The organism is Streptomyces incanus, from assembly GCF_042656345.1.
GTDB lineage: Bacteria > Actinomycetota > Actinomycetes > Streptomycetales > Streptomycetaceae > Streptomyces > Streptomyces incanus.
In genome coordinates this window covers 25,021-40,194 of sequence record NZ_JBHSPC010000147.1, presented here as the reverse complement: position 1 = coordinate 40,194, position 15,174 = coordinate 25,021, and the positions used below count along the sequence as shown (strand labels likewise).

Below are 15,174 nucleotides of genomic sequence, written 5' to 3'. Positions count from 1 at the left end.
CGCCCCGTCCGAACCGGGCACATGCCCCCGCGGCCCTACGAGGCCTTCGCCTGCTCCTGCGCCTGGCCCTGCGCCCGCGTGCCGCGGGCGTCGTCGTCGGCGTCGTCCTCCTGGCTGCGGTTGGCCTCCAGGTTGGCCTTCGCCCGGTCGACCCGGCGCACGATGTTCTCGGAGGCCAGGTCCCGCTGTTTGCGCAGCACGACGAAGCTGATCGGCGCCGAGAACACCAGGGCCAGCAGGATGACCCACAGCCCGTTGGATTCGCCCAGGCCGCGCGGGGCGAGGCCTGAGTAGACGAGGCACCAGACGACCAGGAGGCAGCCCACGAAGATCCCGAAGCGCATCAACGTGTAGCGGAGCATCTTCTTCCACTCTCCCGGACGAACGGCCAGAACGTATCCCAAGGGGTTCCCAATGGGACACCCCCAGTGAAGCACGCCCGCCCCCGTACGCCCTCGGCGGGGTCCACGCGCGGGCGCGCACATGACAATCTCCCCCGACCTGGCCCCCGACCCGAGCCCGGGATCAGGCCAGCGGCAGCAGCATGACGACGTCGTCCCGGTCGTCGCCCGGGGCCACCCGGATCGCGCCGGGGACCCGGCCCACCTCCTTGTAGCCGCAGGAACCGTAGAAGCGCTCCAGGCCGAGGCCGCCGCGGCAGGTGAGCCGGATCGCCTCGATGCCGGGCAGGGCGCGGGCGGCCCGCTCGGCGGCGGCGAGCAGGTCACGGCCGTACCCCTTGCCCTGGTGGCGGGGGTGGACCATCACCGTGTACAGCCAGATCCAGTGCGTCATCAGGCGGTGGGTGTTGAGGGTGAGGAACGCCGTCGCGGCGACCCGCCCCTCCCCGTCGAACCCGACGAGCAGCCGGGACCGTTGCTCCTCCATCGCCACGAACTGCCGTACCAGCTCCGGCCGGACGTCCTCCCGTGTCACCGGCGGCACGAAGCCGACGGCTCCGCCCGCGTCGGTGACGTCCACCCACAACTCCAGGATGCCGTCACGGAGTTCGGGAGTGACAGGCGGATCCAGTATGAAGGTCAGCGGCATGGGACGGGGGTTCTCCCTCAGACCCGCATCGGCTGCGGGGACTCGCGGCGGGCGGGGTCGGCGGCGTCGTACTCTCGGATGATTTCATACCGCGTGTTGCGCTCCACCGGGCGGAAACCGGCGTCGCGGATCAGGTCCAACAGGTCGTCGCGGGTGAGCTTGTTCGGCGTGCCGAAGTCGTCCGCGTCGTGCGTGATCTTGTACTCGACGACCGAGCCGTCCATGTCGTCCGCGCCGTGCTGGAGGGCCAGCTGGGCGGTGTTGACGCCGTGCATCACCCAGAAGACCTTGACGTGCGGGACGTTGTCGAAGAGGAGACGGGAGACGGCGAACGTCTTCAGCGCCTCGGCGCCGGTCGCCATCTGCGTCCTGGACTGAAGGCGGTTGCGGATCTTGCCGTCCTTCATGTCCACGAAGTCGTGCTGGTAGCGCAGCGGGATGAAGACCTGGAAGCCGCCGGTCTCGTCCTGGAGCTCACGCAGCCGCAGCACGTGGTCGACGCGGTGGCGGGGCTCCTCGATGTGACCGTAGAGCATGGTGCAGGGGGTCTTCAGCCCCTTCTCGTGCGCCAGCCGGTGGATCCGCGACCAGTCCTCCCAGTGGGTGCGGTGGTCGACGATGTGCTGCCGGACCTCCCAGTCGAAGATCTCCGCGCCGCCGCCGGTGAGGGACTCGAGCCCGGCGTCGATCAGCTCGTCGAGGATCTCGGACGCGGACATCCCGGAGATGGTCTCGAAGTGGTGGATCTCGGTGGCGGTGAACGCCTTCAACGACACGTTCGGCAGCGCGGCCTTCAGTTCGCGCAGGGAGCGCGGGTAGTAGCGCCAGGGCAGGTTGGGGTGAAGCCCGTTGACGATGTGCAGCTCGGTGAGGTTCTCCGCCTCCATCGCCTTCGCGAGCTTCACCGCCTCCTCGATCCGCATCGTGTACGCGTCCTTCTCCCCCGGCTTGCGCTGGAAGGAGCAGTACGCGCAGGAAGCGGTGCACACGTTCGTCATGTTGAGGTGGCGGTTGACGTTGAAATGGACGACGTCGCCGTTCTTCCGCGTCCGCACCTCGTGCGCCAGCCCGCCCAACCAGGCCAGGTCGTCCGACTCGTACAGCGCGATGCCGTCCTCGCGGGACAGCCGCTCGCCGGAGCGGACCTTCTCCTCCAGCTCGCGCTTGAGCCCGACGTCCATGCCGATACCTCTTTCCTGAGACAGACTCCGCCAACCGTAACGCCCCGGCTACTGGACCTCTTCGGGCAGCTCACCGACGCGGTTCTCCCACTTCGTGGAGAGCACGATGGTGGTACGGGTCCGGGAGACGCCCTTGGTGCCGGACAGCCGGCGGATGATCCGCTCCAGTCCGTCCACGTCGGCCGCCCGCACCTTGAGCATGAAGGAGTCGTCGCCGGCGATGAACCAGCAGTCCTCGATCTCGCTCAGGTCCTTCAGCCGCTGCGCCACGTCCTCGTGGTCGGCGGCGTCGGAGAGCGAGATGCCGATCAGGGCGGTCACCCCGAGGCCGAGCGAGGCGGCGTCCACGGTGGCGCGGTAACCGGTGATGACGCCGGCCGCCTCCAGCCGGTTGATCCGGTCGGTGACGCTGGGCCCCGACAGGCCGACGAGGCGCCCCAGCTCGGCGTAGGAGGCCCGGCCGTTCTCTCTCAGGGCCTGGATGAGCTGCCTGTCCACCGCGTCCATGCGATCGAAGCCTTCCGCTGAAGAGGTCTGCACGTGATTGAGAATCGGTGAGTGGTGCTTCGGGGTGTGCTGGGGCGCACGGAGGGTGCACCGGGGGTGCGGGTACTGCTCAGGCGGTACGGGACGATGGTGATCCACCCCCGAGCTCGCCCTTCCAGCGGCGGTACAGCCGGTGCTCGACACCCGCCGCGTCGAGGACGCGGCCGGCGACGAAGTCCACCAGGTCCTGGATGTGCGTCGCGCCCGCGTAGAAGGCCGGTGAGGCGGGCACCACGGTCGCGCCCGCGTCGTCGAGGGAGACCAGGTGCCGCAGGGTCTGGCCGTTCAGCGGGGTCTCCCGTACGGCCACGACCAGGGTGCGCCCCTCCTTGAGGGTCACGCTCGCCGCCCGTTGCAGCAGGTCCTTGGACAGCCCGAGCGCCACCCCGGCCACGCAGGCCGTGGAGGCGGGCACGATCAGCATGCCCTTGCTCGGATACGAGCCGGAGGAGGGGCCCGCGGCGAGGTCACCGGCGGCCCAGTGCCGTACGCCGTCGAGGTCCACGGTGAAGGTGTCCGGCTCGCCGTCCGCTCCACGGGACAGCCATTCCCGCAGGTCGTCGCGCCAGTGGGCGTCCCGGAAGGAGATGCCGGTCTCGTCCAGCAGGGTGAGCCGCGAGGCACGGCTGACGACGAGGTCGACGCTCTCCCCCGCCTGGAGGAGCGCACGGAGGACGGCTGCCGCATATGGCGTGCCGGAAGCGCCGGACACCCCCAGGATCCAAGGCGTTCGCGTCGTCTCCCCTGGCTTGAGATGGTTCACGACACCGAGCCTATCCGGCATCGTGGGAGGGGAACCGGCCAAGGGTCCGGTCCGTTTCCCAGGCGGACGATCGATCCGTCTCTCGGGCGGACGCCGAGCGGACGATCGGTCCGTTTCCGGGGGACGATCAAAGCGAGGGGGTTGCCGTGTCCAACACGGATGTGCGGTGGTCGGGGCGCGAGCGGGCGAAGACGGCGACCGTGGTGATGGCGGCATGGGTGGCACTGCTGTGGCTGCTGGAAGTGGCCGACGCGGCCTCCGGTCACGCCCTGGACGACTTCGGCGTCGTGCCGCGCACGGCCTCGGAGCTGGTCGACGTCGTTCCCTCCGCCTTCATCCACTTCGGCTTCGCCCATGTCGCGGCGAACAGTGTGCCGCTGCTGGTGCTCGGTTTCCTCGCCGCCCTCAGCGGCCTGCGCCGGTTCGCCGCCGTGTGCGCGCTGATCATCGTCTGCGACGGTCTGGGGGTGTGGCTCATAGCCCCGGCGCACACCAACACGGCGGGCGCCTCCGGCCTGGTCTTCGGCCTCTTCGGCTTCCTGCTGTGCAGCGGCTTCGTGGAGCGCCGGCCGATGGGCGTCGTCGTCGCCGTGCTGGTCGGCGCGGTCTGGGGCGGCTCGATCCTCGCGGGCATCGCCCCCGGTCAGGCCGGCGTCAGCTGGCAGGGCCACCTCATCGGCCTGCTGGCCGGCGTGGCCTCGGCCTTCCTGTTCCGGCGCGGCCCCGACCGCCGGGGCGCGCTCACCGCGTGAGGCCGTGTCGTGGCGCGGAGGGGCGCGCACAGGCCAGTGCGGGGTCCCTGCGGGCGGTCAGGACCGGCTGGGGGCCTTGGGATCCACGGGGAGAGCGGCAGTGGCGATCGTCAGCTTGCCGAGCGGGGAGTCAACCGTGAGGTCGGGGCCGTAGGCGAGGGTGTCGCGACCCCTGTAGCCGTCCGGGCCCGGGTTCCAGAAAGTGACGACGTGGCCCCGGAGCGGGTCGAAGACCAGATAGTTGGCGATGCCGCGGGAGGCGTACCAGCGGGGTTTCACCTCGTAGTCGCGGCGGACGCTGCTCGGCGACACCACCTCGGCCACGAACTCGATCAGGTCGGGCTGGTACGCGCCGCTGTTCTTCTCCTCCGCCTCAGCCGGGATGACCGCCAGGTCGGGGCAGAACTCGTTGTCGTCGTCGAACGGAAAGGCCACGTCCGTGACCAGAGCCCAGGCGGAGGGCAGCTGGGGCTCGAGCTCGGTCCACAGTCGCGTGATCGTCTTCCCGTGGAACGGCCTGACCGGGTTCATCATGATGCTGCCCTCGACGATCTCCGTGTGATAGCCGGGGAACAGGTCCTCCAGCCTGCTGAGCTGCGAGTGCAGGCGGTCAAGGTCCGAGACGGTCACGGGAACCTCCCTGGTGTCCTGTCCCCGATGGTAGGCCGCACGCTACGGACGCGTGCGGCCGTGTGTGCCGGTTTCCTCAGGACTTCACTCTCAGCGCGATACGCAAGGTGTCGGCGAGCGTCCGCGTCAGCTCGGCCACGAGATACCGCAGTTCCTCCGGACCTGCTTCATCCACCAACTGCCGGGCATGCCCCAGCAGAACGGCCGCCATCTCCAGCTGGGCGGCCTCCACCGCGTTCGCGCGACGAGAGACCGGTCCGGGCCGCGCCGGATCGGCGATGACGTAGGCGCGCTTGCCGTCAGAACCGGGCCAGGGCAGAGGGCGCGGCTCGTGGCTCTCTCCGGACGCCGACTCGCACGTCATGCGACCTCCACCCCGTGCATCACGTACGGGCCGGACCCGTCCGGCCCCAGCGCCGCGAGCTCCCGCTCCCACCGCCGGGCCGCCCGCTCGGCGGCGACGACGTACGGGCGGACCGTGCGGGTGGCCTCGCCGGCGAGCGGCCGCTCCGGGCAGCGGGAGCGGGCGACGGTTCGGTACGTGAGAGGCCGCACGGTACGCCTGTGCCGTCCGGCCGCCGGTTCGGGCGGAGCGGGCAGGACCGTACGGGCGAGGGTGAGCAGGACCGCGGCGGATGCGAGGAAGAGGGCCGCACAGGGCAGGAGGGCAGGGATAGGCTCGGACACGCGTCAGCTCCTTTTCAGCTGGTGCCGTGCCCCGGGGCGAGTGCCATCGCCGCCGGGGTCCATGGATTCGATCACGCTAACAGAGGCACGCCTAGCATGCTAGGCGTCTCGTGGGTCGCACAGGTGTCTTAGCGGACCGCACTATGTCCTGGTGATGAAGTTCGAGCCCGATGTTCCCCGTTGGCGGCAGGTGGCCGCCGTCATCCGCAGCCGCATCGAAGACGGCACCTACGCGCCGCGTACGCGCGTCCCCTCAGTCATCCAGATCATCGCCGAGTTCGGCATCGCATCGGCCACAGCCCAGAAGGTGAACCAGAACCTGAAGAAGGAAGGGCTCATCTACACCGAACCCGGCCTGGGCTCTTTCGTCGCCCGCGACGCCTTGGACATCATCAGGAACGCCCGCGCCAAGGAAGAAACCACCTGACGTTCGGACTGCGCCGCCAGTCGTCCGGGAGCCGTGCCTCGTGGGCCTGGCCTCGGATGTCGGTCGCCCGGGACGACGACGCAGCCGGGCGGGATGGTGTCCCAGGAATGACACCTGCCCAAAAAGGGGCTCTCCTGCCGTATGTGTGGGTCAGGCTGTCGTGAGTTGGCGGCCGGGGAGGGCGGGGCCCGGCGCCGCGCACTGCCGCACCGCCATGAGGGAGCGGGCGGAGTTCCGCGTCAGCCCCGGCCGAGGACGCAGAACTCGTTGCCCGCCGGGTCGGCCAGGACGACCCAGGAGACGTCACCCTGACCCACGTCGGTCCGTATCGCGCCGAGACCTTCGAGCCGGGCGACCTCCTTCGCCTGATCCTCGACGGGGTCGGACATCATGTCGAGATGGACGCGGTTCCACACGACCTCGTCGTCGGGCGTGCGGCGGAACTCCAGGTACGGCCCGACGCTCTTGACGGAGCGCAGCAGAGCGCGGTCGTCGGTCAGCTCGTGGACGGTCCAGTCGATCGCCTCGCCCCAGAACCGGACCATGGCCCGTGGGTCGGTGCAGTCGACGACCACGGCGGCTATCGGCCCGGTGTCCCGGTAGAGCTCCCGGGGCTCCAGGACGCTGAACACGTTGCCCTCCGGGTCGGCCATCACCGTCCACGGCGCGTCGCCCTGACCCACATCGACGGGCGTCGCCCCGAGCTCCTTCAGACGTGCGACCAACTCCGCCTGATGGGCGTCGGAGGTGGTGGCGAGCTCGATGTGCACGCGGTACTTCACCGTCTCCGGATCCGGGACCCGGACGAGATCGATGCAGACGGCGGACGGGTCCGGCCAGTCGAAGCCCACGGGTTCCAGGTTGGTGACGCCGGGCCCTTCGCTGGAAACCCCCCAGCCGAGCGCCTCCGCCCAGAACTGGCCGAGCGCCGAGTCGTCCCGGGCCTTGAAGTTCACCTGAACAAGTTGCAGCGTCATGTCGCATACCCTAGGCGGCCCCTATCGGGCAGGCGTGCGAATTCAGGCTCTCCTGCTGCATGTATGGCGATCAGGCGATCGCGAGTCGGCGGCCGGGGAAAGTGGGTTCGTCTCCGGAGAGGCTGAGCATGACGAGGGCGATGATCGCGTCGGCGGAGTGGAAGCCGAAGCCTCGTCGGATGGTCAGGCTGGTCTTGGTGTTTGTCGATTCGACCAGCCCGTTGGACATGCCGGTGGTCAGCGCGGTGCGGATGGCATCGTAGTGCCGCACGATCTTGCGCTGGAGGTCGACGCAAGCGTCGATCCAGCAGCGTCTGGCCCAGCCGATCCAGCGGTCCAGGGCTTTCAGCGCGGCGGCGGGGCGGGACTTGGCCAGGGAGGGCGAACACGCTCCGCAGGGCTTCCTTGAGGAGATAGGCGCGGTGCAGGCGGGATCGATGGCGGCGATCCAGGCCAGTTTGGCCGCCTGGCGGTCGGTGAGATCGCCGGCGTTCTTCCACAGCGCGAAGCGGGAGTCCTGCAGCGCCCGCGCCCGCTCGCGGTCACCGACCTCGCGCCGGACCCGGTTCCACGAGGCACGCCGCTCGGCGTCCAGGGCCTCGGTGGCCCAGGCGACCACGCGGAAGGGGTCCATGACCCGGATCGCGTCCGGGGCCCTGCGGGCGGTCACCTCGGCGATCCAACCGACGCCATCGGCACTGATGTGGGTGAGACGGACCGCGCGGTCGGGGCCGAGGTCGTCGAAGAAGCGGTCCAGGACGGTCTTGCCGTGTGCCTCGGCCATCCACACCACCCGGCCACTGTCGTGGTCGACCATGCAGGTCAGGGCACTCATACCTGCGGCAGGAAAGCCCAAAAAAAAGGCGTGAGCACTCCGGCCGCCACCGTCCACATGCCGCTCATGTGAGCGCGTATATGTCATTCGTCCGCCGACTGCTCACGCTTTTCAGTAAGGCATCCCCTCCCGGCCTTACGGTCACGGACAAGACGTGACCCGTCCTCAGGGAGGCCTGGGAAGAACTGCGGTACGGCGAACACCGAGGCTCACGCGGGCTGAACAGAGGTCCGGCTGTCCAGGTCAGGGACCCCGTCGCACGAGAGGACGACGGGGCCTCAGACCGTCAGACCGCGTACCAGAAGGTCCAGCAGTGCGCAGACGAACAGCGCGATGCCGATGAAGCCGTTGACGCTGAAGAAGGCGCGGTTCAGGCGGGTCAGGTCGTTCGGGCGGACGATGGTGTGCTCGTAGACGAAGGCCGCCGAGACGATCAGCAGGCCGAGCCAGAAGAACGCGCCGACGCCGGTGAGCACCGCGTACCAGACGAACAGGGCCGTCGTCACGGCGTGGCAGACGCGGGCGCCCCGGATGGCGGCGGGGATGCCGAAGCGGGCCGGGACCGACTTCACGCCGACCTCGCGGTCGGTCTCCACGTCCTGGCAGGCGTAGATGAGGTCGAAACCGCCGATCCAGATGCCGACCGCGAGACCGAGGACGACCGCGTCCCAGGACCAGGAACCGGTGATGGCCAGCCAGCCGCCGACCGGGCCCATGGCCTGGGCGAGTCCGAGGATGGCCTGCGGGAAGTTGGTGAACCGCTTGCCGTACGGATAGACCACCATCGGGATCACCGCGACCGGCGCGAGGACCAGGCAGAGCGGATTGAGCAGCGCCGCCGCGCCCAGGAACACCACCAGGGCGATGAGCGCGCCGGTCCACGCGTGCCTGACCGACATCGCGCCGGTGACCAGCTCGCGGTGGGCGGTGCGCGGGTTACGGGCGTCGATCTCGCGGTCGATGATCCGGTTGGCGGCCATCGCGAAGGTGCGCAGGCCGACCATGGCGACCGTGACCAGGAGCAGCCGGCCCCAGTGGATGTTCTCGTCCCACTCGTACATCGCGGTGAGGGTGGCGATGTAGGCGAAGGGCAGCGCGAACACGGAGTGCTCGATCATCACCAGGCGCAGGAAGGCCTTCACCCTGCCGGTCGGCCGCGGTGCCGCGCCCGAGTCCACGATCCCGTCGGCGGTGGTCATCATGCGAGGCTCCCGAGGAACGTGTCGAGGTCGGCCAGCAGCCCGGCGACGGACAGCGGCCCCGTCTCCACCGTGAGCGGCGTCCCGGCGTCGTCGTCGGACGGATCGTCGGGCGGGGTGACGTGCGCGGTGAAGACGTACGCATCCCCGCCCGTTCCGCCCGCGTCCGCGTCCGTCGTCGTGCCGGCCGGGCGGGCGTCCAGCCGCAGCAGCGCGCCGCCGTCGACCGTGAACGGCCCGCCCGTCGCGGCGGCGAGCTCGGCGCGCAGCCGCTCGGCGAAGTCGGCGGGTTCCGCATCGCGCACCCCGGGCAGTTCGAAGCCGCCGCCCTCGCCGCCGTGCTCGATCAGGACCGCCCAGGTGTCACCGGGGCCCGCGAACTCCTCCGGTGTGACGCCCGCCTGCTCGGCGGCCTGCCGGACTCCGGGGTCGGCCGGGTCCAGCTCGGGGCGCACGAGGGCCACGTAGTCGGTGTCGGTGCCGATGAAGAGGGCCGGACCGCCCACGGCGACGGGACTCACAGTCCGTACTCCTTCCAGCGGCGGTCGACCAGCGCGGCCGTGGCCGGGTCGGACTCGACCATGTCGGGCCAGCCGCCGTCGCGCGTGTACCCCTCCTCGGGCCACTTCTTCGTCGCGTCGATGCCCGCCTTGCCGCCCCAGAACTGCTGGTAGGAGGAGTGGTCGAGGTGGTCGACCGGGCCTTCGACGATGCTGAGGTCGCGGGCGTAGTCGGTGTTGCCGAGGGCCCGCCAGGCGACTTCGTGCAGGTCGTGGACGTCGCAGTCGGAGTCGACGACCACGATCAGCTTGGTCAGCGACATCATGTGGGCGCCCCAGACCGCGTGCATCACCTTCTGCGCGTGCTTGGGGTACTTCTTGTCGATCGAGAGGATCGCGCAGTTGTGGAAGCCGCCGGCCTCGGGGAGGTGGTAGTCCACGATGTCCGGAATGATGATCTTGAGGAGCGGGAGGAAGAAGCGCTCGGTGGCACGGCCCAGCGGCCCGTCCTCGGTCGGCGGACGGCCGACGACGATCGACTGGAGCAGCGGACGCTTGCGCATGGTGACGCAGTCGATCGTCAGTGCGGGGAACGGTTCCTGCGGGGTGTAGAACCCGGTGTGGTCGCCGAACGGGCCCTCGGGCAGCATCTCGCCCGGCTCCAGCCAGCCCTCGATGACGACCTCGGCGTGCGCCGGGACCTGGAGCGGGACCGTCTTGCAGTCGACCATCTCGATCCGCTTGCCCTGCAGGAACCCGGCGAAGAGGTATTCGTCGATGTCGCCGGGGAGCGGCGCGGTGGAGGCGTACGTCACGGCGGGCGGGCAGCCGAAGGCGATGGCGACCGGCAGTCGCTCACCGCGCCGGGCGGCCACCTGGTAGTGGTTCCGGCTGTCCTTGTGGATCTGCCAGTGCATGCCGATGGTGCGCTTGTCGTGGCGCTGGAGCCGGTACAGGCCGAGGTTGCGGATGCCCGTCTCGGGATGCTTGGTGTGGGTGAGGCCCAGGTTGAAGAAGGAGCCGCCGTCCTTGGGCCAGGTGAACAGGGCGGGGAGCTGTTCGAGGTCCACGTCGTCACCCTGGAGGACGACCTCGTGCACCGGTGCGTCCTTCACCTTCTTCGGCGGTACGTGGGTCATCGAGCCGAGCTTGCCGAACGCCTCGCGCATGCCCACGAAGCCGTTCGGCAGCTCGGGCTTGAGCAGACCGCCGATCTTCTCGCTGATCTCGGCGTACGACTTCAGGCCGAGCGCCTTCAGCAGACGGCGGTCGGTGCCGTACACGTTCATCGCGAGGGGCATGCTCGAACCGCGCACGTTCTCGAAGAGCAGCGCGGGGCCGCCGGCCTTCTGCACCCGGTCGACGATCTCACCGACCTCGAGGTACGGGTCGACCTCGGTCTTGACTCGCTTGAGGTCGCCCTCGCGGTCCAGAGCCCTCAGCAGGGAGCGAAGATCGTCGTAAGCCATGAGGTCAAGTATCCCCGAGCGGCTACCCTTGCCCTGTACCTGGGGGCTGTGGCCGAGCCGACGTCCCCGACGACCCCTTCTCTGGAGAGGCCCATGCTCCGGGTGCTGATGTTCCTCATCCCCCTCGCGCTGAGCGTCTACGCGTTCATCGACTGCATCAGCACGACGGACGAGGACATTCGTCACATGCCCAAGCCGCTGTGGGCGATCCTCGTGCTGCTGTTCCCGCTCGTCGGTTCGATCTCGTGGATCATCGCCGGCAAGAAGCGGCACCCCGTGGGCGCCGGCGGCGGCGGCTCCGCCTGGAGCCGGGGCGGCGGCCGGCAGCAGTGGGTGGCGCCGGACGACAACCCCGAGTTCCTGAAGTCGCTGGGCGAGGAGAAGGACGGGTCCGGGGAGAAGAACACCGACCTGGACCCGGGCAAGGACAAGGGCAAGGAACGGGACGAGAAGCCCGAGACCGACTGAGGGACGGGACGGAGGGCTGGTCCGGCCCGATCGATCACTTCACCAGCGGCCGGCCGGCCGCCTGGCCACTGCACCGCCGGCAGCCCGCTCGTCCCCCGTCCGACGGGCGGACCGTACGCCGGCAGGGGCGGGCCGGTCCGAACCTGTGAGGGCTGGGGTCACTCGCCTTCGAAGATCTCCTCCGCCTCCGACACGACGACCGCCCGGACGAGCCACGCTCGGAGGAGCTCCGCGTCACCGCATCCGGTGATTCGCCCGCGCACCTCGTCGGAGACCTCAAGCCCGCGCTGCTCGAGCACGAGCAGCACGTCTTCGGCTGCCCGCTGCACGTGCCCCTGCTCGAGCCCCTGCTCGAGCCCCTGTGCACGCCCTTCGTCCCGGATTTCCTCGGAGATGGAGGACTTGTAGAAGGAGAGGTCCACGGCCACCAGATTCCTCCAGAGATGCTCGGCCGGGCCGTTGCCCAGCCCTTGTGCGGTGAATTCGACGATGGGGTCCGCGATGTCTTCGGGAATGCCCCGCAGTGCTGTGGAAAGAGCCTTCAGTATCTCATTGACGGCCGTATCGGCGGCGTGTGTGATGGCCGCCAGGCTGGCCAGGACCAGGTCGGCGCGGGCCTCCTCCGGGTCGGTGATCACCGGCATGTTGTGCGGGCCCGCGACCAGGGGCGTCAGGGTGAGCGTGGGCAGCTGCGGCGGCCCGCTGCACACCGGCTGCTGGGCCCAGCGGGCCGTGGCGTGGTCCTGGCAGACGACGAGGAGGGCCGTCGGCAGCCGGTACTTCGTCCACAGGTGGGCGGTGTAGTACGCCCAGTCGGCCGGTTTGTTCGGGACCTTCTTGCCTTGGGCCTCCACGGCCAGGAGGAACGCGCCCTGCTCCGCGGTCTCCAGCCGCAGCAGCGTGTCCACCCTGCGTTCCACGGGCCTGGTGTCGGTGAGGTCGGTCGGCAGGACGGTCGCCTTCACGGGGGTGGGTACGTCCACCCCGAGGAAGTGCGAGACGCGGCTGAACAGGCCGGGGTCGTGCTGGAAGATGCGGTGCATCGCCTCGTGGGAAGAGCTGACCATGGTGTCCGTTCGGATCAGGGCCGGGCGACAGTCGTTCGGCGGTTGCGGCGCAGGCCGGCGCATCTCGTGCGGGCCTGGATGCGCTGAGCGTAAGGGAGTTGGAGGGTGCAAGATCCAGTCCGAGCGGCGAGGTTCACCCACTCGAGTGAGGGGGAGGTTCGGTTTCGGTCTGTTGATCTGGCTCGGCTGGCGGGGTTGTCGACGCAGCAGATCCGGAACTACGAGGAGTCCGGGGTGCTGCCGCCCGCCCCGCGGACCGAGTCCGGGTACCGGGTGTCGAGGAGGCGCACCGGCAGGCGCTGCTGGCGTTCCGGGCGCTGACGAAGGGGTTCGAACTGCACTCTTTCTAGTGATACATGATTGTTTATTAGCGTTCATGAGTGAGTGTTCCGTACTTTCGGCGGCGTGAACCTGACCGAGTGGGCGAAAGCTCAGGGTGTGCATCCGCAGACGGCGCGGCGGTGGTTTCGTGAGGGAACCCTGCCGGTGCCTGCGCGGCGTGTGGGCTCGCGCACGATCCTGGTGAATGTGGAGGCACATACGGCTCCGCAGGCCATCGGGGGTGTGGGCCTGTATGCCCGGGTGTCTTCGCATGACCAGAAGGCAGACCTGGAGCGGCAGACCGCGCGTTTGACGGCGTGGGCGGTGCAGGCCGGGCACCGGATGGTGCGGGTGGAGTCCGAGGTCGGCTCCGGGATGAACGGCTCCCGCGTGAAGGTGCGGCGCCTGTTGGCGGACCCGGACGTGACCACTGTCGTGGTGGAGCACAAGGACCGGCTGGGGCGGATGAACACCGAGCTGGTGGAGGCCGCCCTGTCGGCGTCCGGGCGTCGTCTGGTGGTGTTGGACGACGGCGAGGTCAATGACGACCTGGTACGGGACATGGTGGAGGTGCTCACCTCGTTCTGCGCCCGCCTGTACGGGCGCCGCTCGGCACGGAACCGGGCACAGAAGGCGCTGGAGGCGGCGGCGTCTTGACCAGGACCGGGGTGCCGTTCCGGCCGATCCGGGCGCCGTTCGTCGCAGCCGATGCGACAGGCGTGGCGATCCGCGACCGGCTCAAGGGCTTGACCGGACAGGACGAGAAGGTCCTGCGTTCGGTCGGCGTGCACCTCGGCACGCTCGCCACCCGCGACCTGCGCACCTACACGGCGCCCGGTTTCGACCGCCGTGACAGCGAGCAGTGGGCCACCCGTAAGCGGAACCTCACGGCCGAGTCGTCGTCCCGGTGGGCCGGTGCGGTCACGAAGGCCACGCACGACCAGTACGCGCTCGCCCGCCGCGGGCAGCTTGCGCACCTGCAGAACCTGGACGCCGGTATCGGGATGCTGAGGCATCGCCTGTCCCTGCCACTCGGCGAAAGGGGCACCAAGCGTGCCCCGGGCGGATACCGGTCCCGCAGCGAGTGGTTCCACAAGTCTCGCCGCCTGGCAGTCCTTCAGGACCGGCACGCCGCGGTGGAGGCCGACTGGCAGACCGGCACCGTGCACGTGGTGCGGGGCGGCAAGCGCCTGGCGAACACACGCCACCACCTCGACGACGCCGGACTCACCACGGCCGAATGGCGTGCGCGCTGGGAGGCCGCGCGCTGGTTTTTGAGCGCGGACGGCGAAAGCGGGAAGACGTTCGGGAACGAGACGATCCGCGTCGACCCCGACGGTGATGTGTCCCTCAAGCTCCCGGCGCCGCTGGCACATCTGGCCAACGCGCCGCGCGGCCGGTACGTCCTCACCGCCCGGGTGCGATTCCGGCACCGGGGCGAGGAATGGGCCGACCGCGTCACGGCCGGCCGAGCCGTGGCCTACGAGATCCACTACGACACCGGCCGGGCCCGCTGGTACCTGACCGCCTCCTGGAAGCGCCCCGCTGCCCAGGCCGTTCCTATCGACGCGGCCGTCGCAGGCGGCGTCGCAGCAGCAGACTTCAACGCCGACCACCTGGCCGTCTACCGCCTCGACGCGCACGGTAATCCCGTCGGCAACCCTCACCGGTTCTTCTACGACCTGTCGGGCGGCGCCGACCACCGCGACGCCCAGCTCCGCCACGCCCTCACCCAGATGATCCACTGGGCCCTGGCCCGCGGCTTGAAATCGATCGCGGTCGAAGACCTCGACTTCTCCGACGGAAAGACCAGGGAGAAGCACGGCCGCCGCCGGGCCTTCCGGCAACTCGTGTCTGGCATCCCCACCGGCAGACTCAAGGCCCGGCTGGTCAACATGGCTGCCGAACACGGCCTCGCCCTGGTCGCCGTCGACCCGGCATACACATCCAAGTGGGGCGCCCAGCACTGGCAGAAGCCCCTCACCGGCAGCAAACGCGCGATGACCCGCCACGATGCGGCAAGCATCGCCATCGGCAGGCGCGCCCTGGGGCACCCGATCCGGCGACGGACGGCACCGCCCCCGCACGACCAGAGCGATCGTGCGGGGCATCGGACCGTCCAGGCCGGACCGGGCACCCCGGGGCGTGAGGGAAACCGTCCCCGCGTTCCCGGACCACGGACGCGATCCGTGCGTGCCGGACGCGGCGAGAACACGGTGGACCAGAACGCCCAACACCGTTCGGGGCGTTCGGCTGAGCATGAGTTCTGGCAACAGGACTCACTCCCGCTCAGTTTCTAGGA

Annotated in this window: 19 protein-coding genes and 1 pseudogene; 6 read left to right on the top strand and 14 right to left on the bottom strand. The window is 69.7% G+C overall.

Annotation, left to right across the window (positions count from 1 at the left end):
• Positions 1 to 35: 35 nt before the first annotated feature.
• The 5 genes from ACFP2V_RS35185 to ACFP2V_RS35165 form a co-directional block, all read right to left on the bottom strand.
• A complete protein-coding gene (locus ACFP2V_RS35185; RefSeq protein WP_381219615.1) occupies positions 36 to 362 on the bottom strand; it encodes a DUF4229 domain-containing protein in 327 nt (108 codons plus the stop codon).
• Between the two features lie 163 nt (positions 363 to 525).
• Positions 526 to 1,050 carry a GNAT family N-acetyltransferase gene (locus tag ACFP2V_RS35180; protein ID WP_381219551.1) on the bottom strand — a complete coding sequence of 175 codons (525 nt, stop codon included), beginning with the start codon at positions 1,048 to 1,050 and terminating at the stop codon, positions 526 to 528.
• Between the two features lie 17 nt (positions 1,051 to 1,067).
• On the bottom strand, positions 1,068 to 2,231 hold the full coding sequence (mqnE, locus tag ACFP2V_RS35175; RefSeq protein WP_326754161.1) for an aminofutalosine synthase MqnE: 1,164 nt from the start codon (positions 2,229 to 2,231) through the stop codon (positions 1,068 to 1,070).
• 48 nt (positions 2,232 to 2,279) lie between these two features.
• Positions 2,280 to 2,738: an Lrp/AsnC family transcriptional regulator gene (locus tag ACFP2V_RS35170; protein WP_055595914.1), complete on the bottom strand. Its 459-nt coding sequence runs from the start codon at positions 2,736 to 2,738 to the stop codon at positions 2,280 to 2,282.
• A 109-nt stretch (positions 2,739 to 2,847) separates the two neighbouring features.
• Positions 2,848 to 3,561 carry a UbiX family flavin prenyltransferase gene (locus ACFP2V_RS35165; RefSeq protein WP_381219546.1) on the bottom strand — a complete coding sequence of 238 codons (714 nt, stop codon included), beginning with the start codon at positions 3,559 to 3,561 and terminating at the stop codon, positions 2,848 to 2,850.
• Between the two features lie 185 nt (positions 3,562 to 3,746).
• Between ACFP2V_RS35165 and ACFP2V_RS35160 the strand changes: the two genes are divergently transcribed.
• Positions 3,747 to 4,292, top strand: a complete 546-nt coding sequence (locus ACFP2V_RS35160; protein ID WP_381219611.1) for a rhomboid family intramembrane serine protease — start codon at positions 3,747 to 3,749, stop codon at positions 4,290 to 4,292.
• A gap of 57 nt (positions 4,293 to 4,349) precedes the next feature.
• Here the strand turns inward: ACFP2V_RS35160 and ACFP2V_RS35155 are convergent, their stop codons facing one another.
• From ACFP2V_RS35155 to ACFP2V_RS35145, 3 genes are all read right to left on the bottom strand, one after another.
• Positions 4,350 to 4,922 (bottom strand): Uma2 family endonuclease, encoded by a 573-nt coding sequence (locus ACFP2V_RS35155; RefSeq protein WP_381219544.1) that lies wholly within the window; start codon positions 4,920 to 4,922, stop codon positions 4,350 to 4,352.
• A 76-nt stretch (positions 4,923 to 4,998) separates the two neighbouring features.
• Positions 4,999 to 5,286 (bottom strand): hypothetical protein, encoded by a 288-nt coding sequence (locus ACFP2V_RS35150; RefSeq protein ID WP_381219541.1) that lies wholly within the window; start codon positions 5,284 to 5,286, stop codon positions 4,999 to 5,001.
• Positions 5,283 to 5,609, bottom strand: coding sequence for a hypothetical protein (locus tag ACFP2V_RS35145; RefSeq protein ID WP_381219538.1), 327 nt, complete (start codon positions 5,607 to 5,609; stop codon positions 5,283 to 5,285). The genes ACFP2V_RS35150 and ACFP2V_RS35145 overlap by 4 nt, the downstream gene beginning before the upstream one ends.
• A 154-nt stretch (positions 5,610 to 5,763) precedes the next feature.
• On the opposite strand from ACFP2V_RS35145, the gene ACFP2V_RS35140 reads away from it, so the two are divergent.
• Entirely contained in the window at positions 5,764 to 6,036 is a 273-nt protein-coding gene (locus ACFP2V_RS35140) for a GntR family transcriptional regulator (RefSeq protein ID WP_381219608.1), read from the top strand.
• A gap of 239 nt (positions 6,037 to 6,275) precedes the next feature.
• Here ACFP2V_RS35140 and ACFP2V_RS35135 read toward each other — a convergent pair whose 3' ends face one another.
• From ACFP2V_RS35135 to ACFP2V_RS35115, 5 genes are all read right to left on the bottom strand, one after another.
• Positions 6,276 to 7,013 (bottom strand): VOC family protein, encoded by a 738-nt coding sequence (locus ACFP2V_RS35135; protein WP_381219535.1) that lies wholly within the window; start codon positions 7,011 to 7,013, stop codon positions 6,276 to 6,278.
• A gap of 70 nt (positions 7,014 to 7,083) precedes the next feature.
• Entirely contained in the window at positions 7,084 to 7,848 is a 765-nt protein-coding gene (locus ACFP2V_RS35130) for a transposase (RefSeq protein WP_381219532.1), read from the bottom strand.
• A gap of 278 nt (positions 7,849 to 8,126) precedes the next feature.
• Positions 8,127 to 9,050: a menaquinone biosynthesis prenyltransferase MqnP gene (gene mqnP, locus ACFP2V_RS35125; protein WP_381219529.1), complete on the bottom strand. Its 924-nt coding sequence runs from the start codon at positions 9,048 to 9,050 to the stop codon at positions 8,127 to 8,129.
• Positions 9,047 to 9,568, bottom strand: coding sequence for a hypothetical protein (locus ACFP2V_RS35120; protein WP_381219526.1), 522 nt, complete (start codon positions 9,566 to 9,568; stop codon positions 9,047 to 9,049). Before ACFP2V_RS35120 ends, mqnP begins: the two co-directional genes overlap by 4 nt.
• Positions 9,565 to 11,016, bottom strand: coding sequence for a menaquinone biosynthesis decarboxylase (locus ACFP2V_RS35115; RefSeq protein WP_381219523.1), 1,452 nt, complete (start codon positions 11,014 to 11,016; stop codon positions 9,565 to 9,567). Before ACFP2V_RS35115 ends, ACFP2V_RS35120 begins: the two co-directional genes overlap by 4 nt.
• Before the next feature lie 93 nt (positions 11,017 to 11,109).
• Here ACFP2V_RS35115 and ACFP2V_RS35110 point away from each other — a divergent pair, with 93 nt between their 5' ends.
• Entirely contained in the window at positions 11,110 to 11,484 is a 375-nt protein-coding gene (locus ACFP2V_RS35110) for a PLD nuclease N-terminal domain-containing protein (protein ID WP_381219520.1), read from the top strand.
• Between the two features lie 158 nt (positions 11,485 to 11,642).
• On the opposite strand, the gene ACFP2V_RS35105 is transcribed toward ACFP2V_RS35110, so the two are convergent.
• A complete protein-coding gene (locus ACFP2V_RS35105; RefSeq protein WP_381219517.1) occupies positions 11,643 to 12,551 on the bottom strand; it encodes an RpnC/YadD family protein in 909 nt (302 codons plus the stop codon).
• 105 nt (positions 12,552 to 12,656) lie between these two features.
• Here ACFP2V_RS35105 and ACFP2V_RS35100 point away from each other — a divergent pair.
• The 3 genes and pseudogenes from ACFP2V_RS35100 to ACFP2V_RS35090 all read left to right on the top strand — a co-directional run.
• Positions 12,657 to 12,883, top strand: a pseudogene (locus ACFP2V_RS35100) (MerR family DNA-binding transcriptional regulator); the annotation flags it as partial.
• A 73-nt stretch (positions 12,884 to 12,956) separates the two neighbouring features.
• Entirely contained in the window at positions 12,957 to 13,529 is a 573-nt protein-coding gene (locus ACFP2V_RS35095) for an IS607 family transposase (RefSeq protein ID WP_381219514.1), read from the top strand.
• Positions 13,526 to 15,172: an IS200/IS605 family accessory protein TnpB-related protein gene (locus ACFP2V_RS35090; RefSeq protein ID WP_381219511.1), complete on the top strand. Its 1,647-nt coding sequence runs from the start codon at positions 13,526 to 13,528 to the stop codon at positions 15,170 to 15,172. The genes ACFP2V_RS35095 and ACFP2V_RS35090 overlap by 4 nt, the downstream gene beginning before the upstream one ends.
• Positions 15,173 to 15,174: the final 2 nt, after the last annotated feature.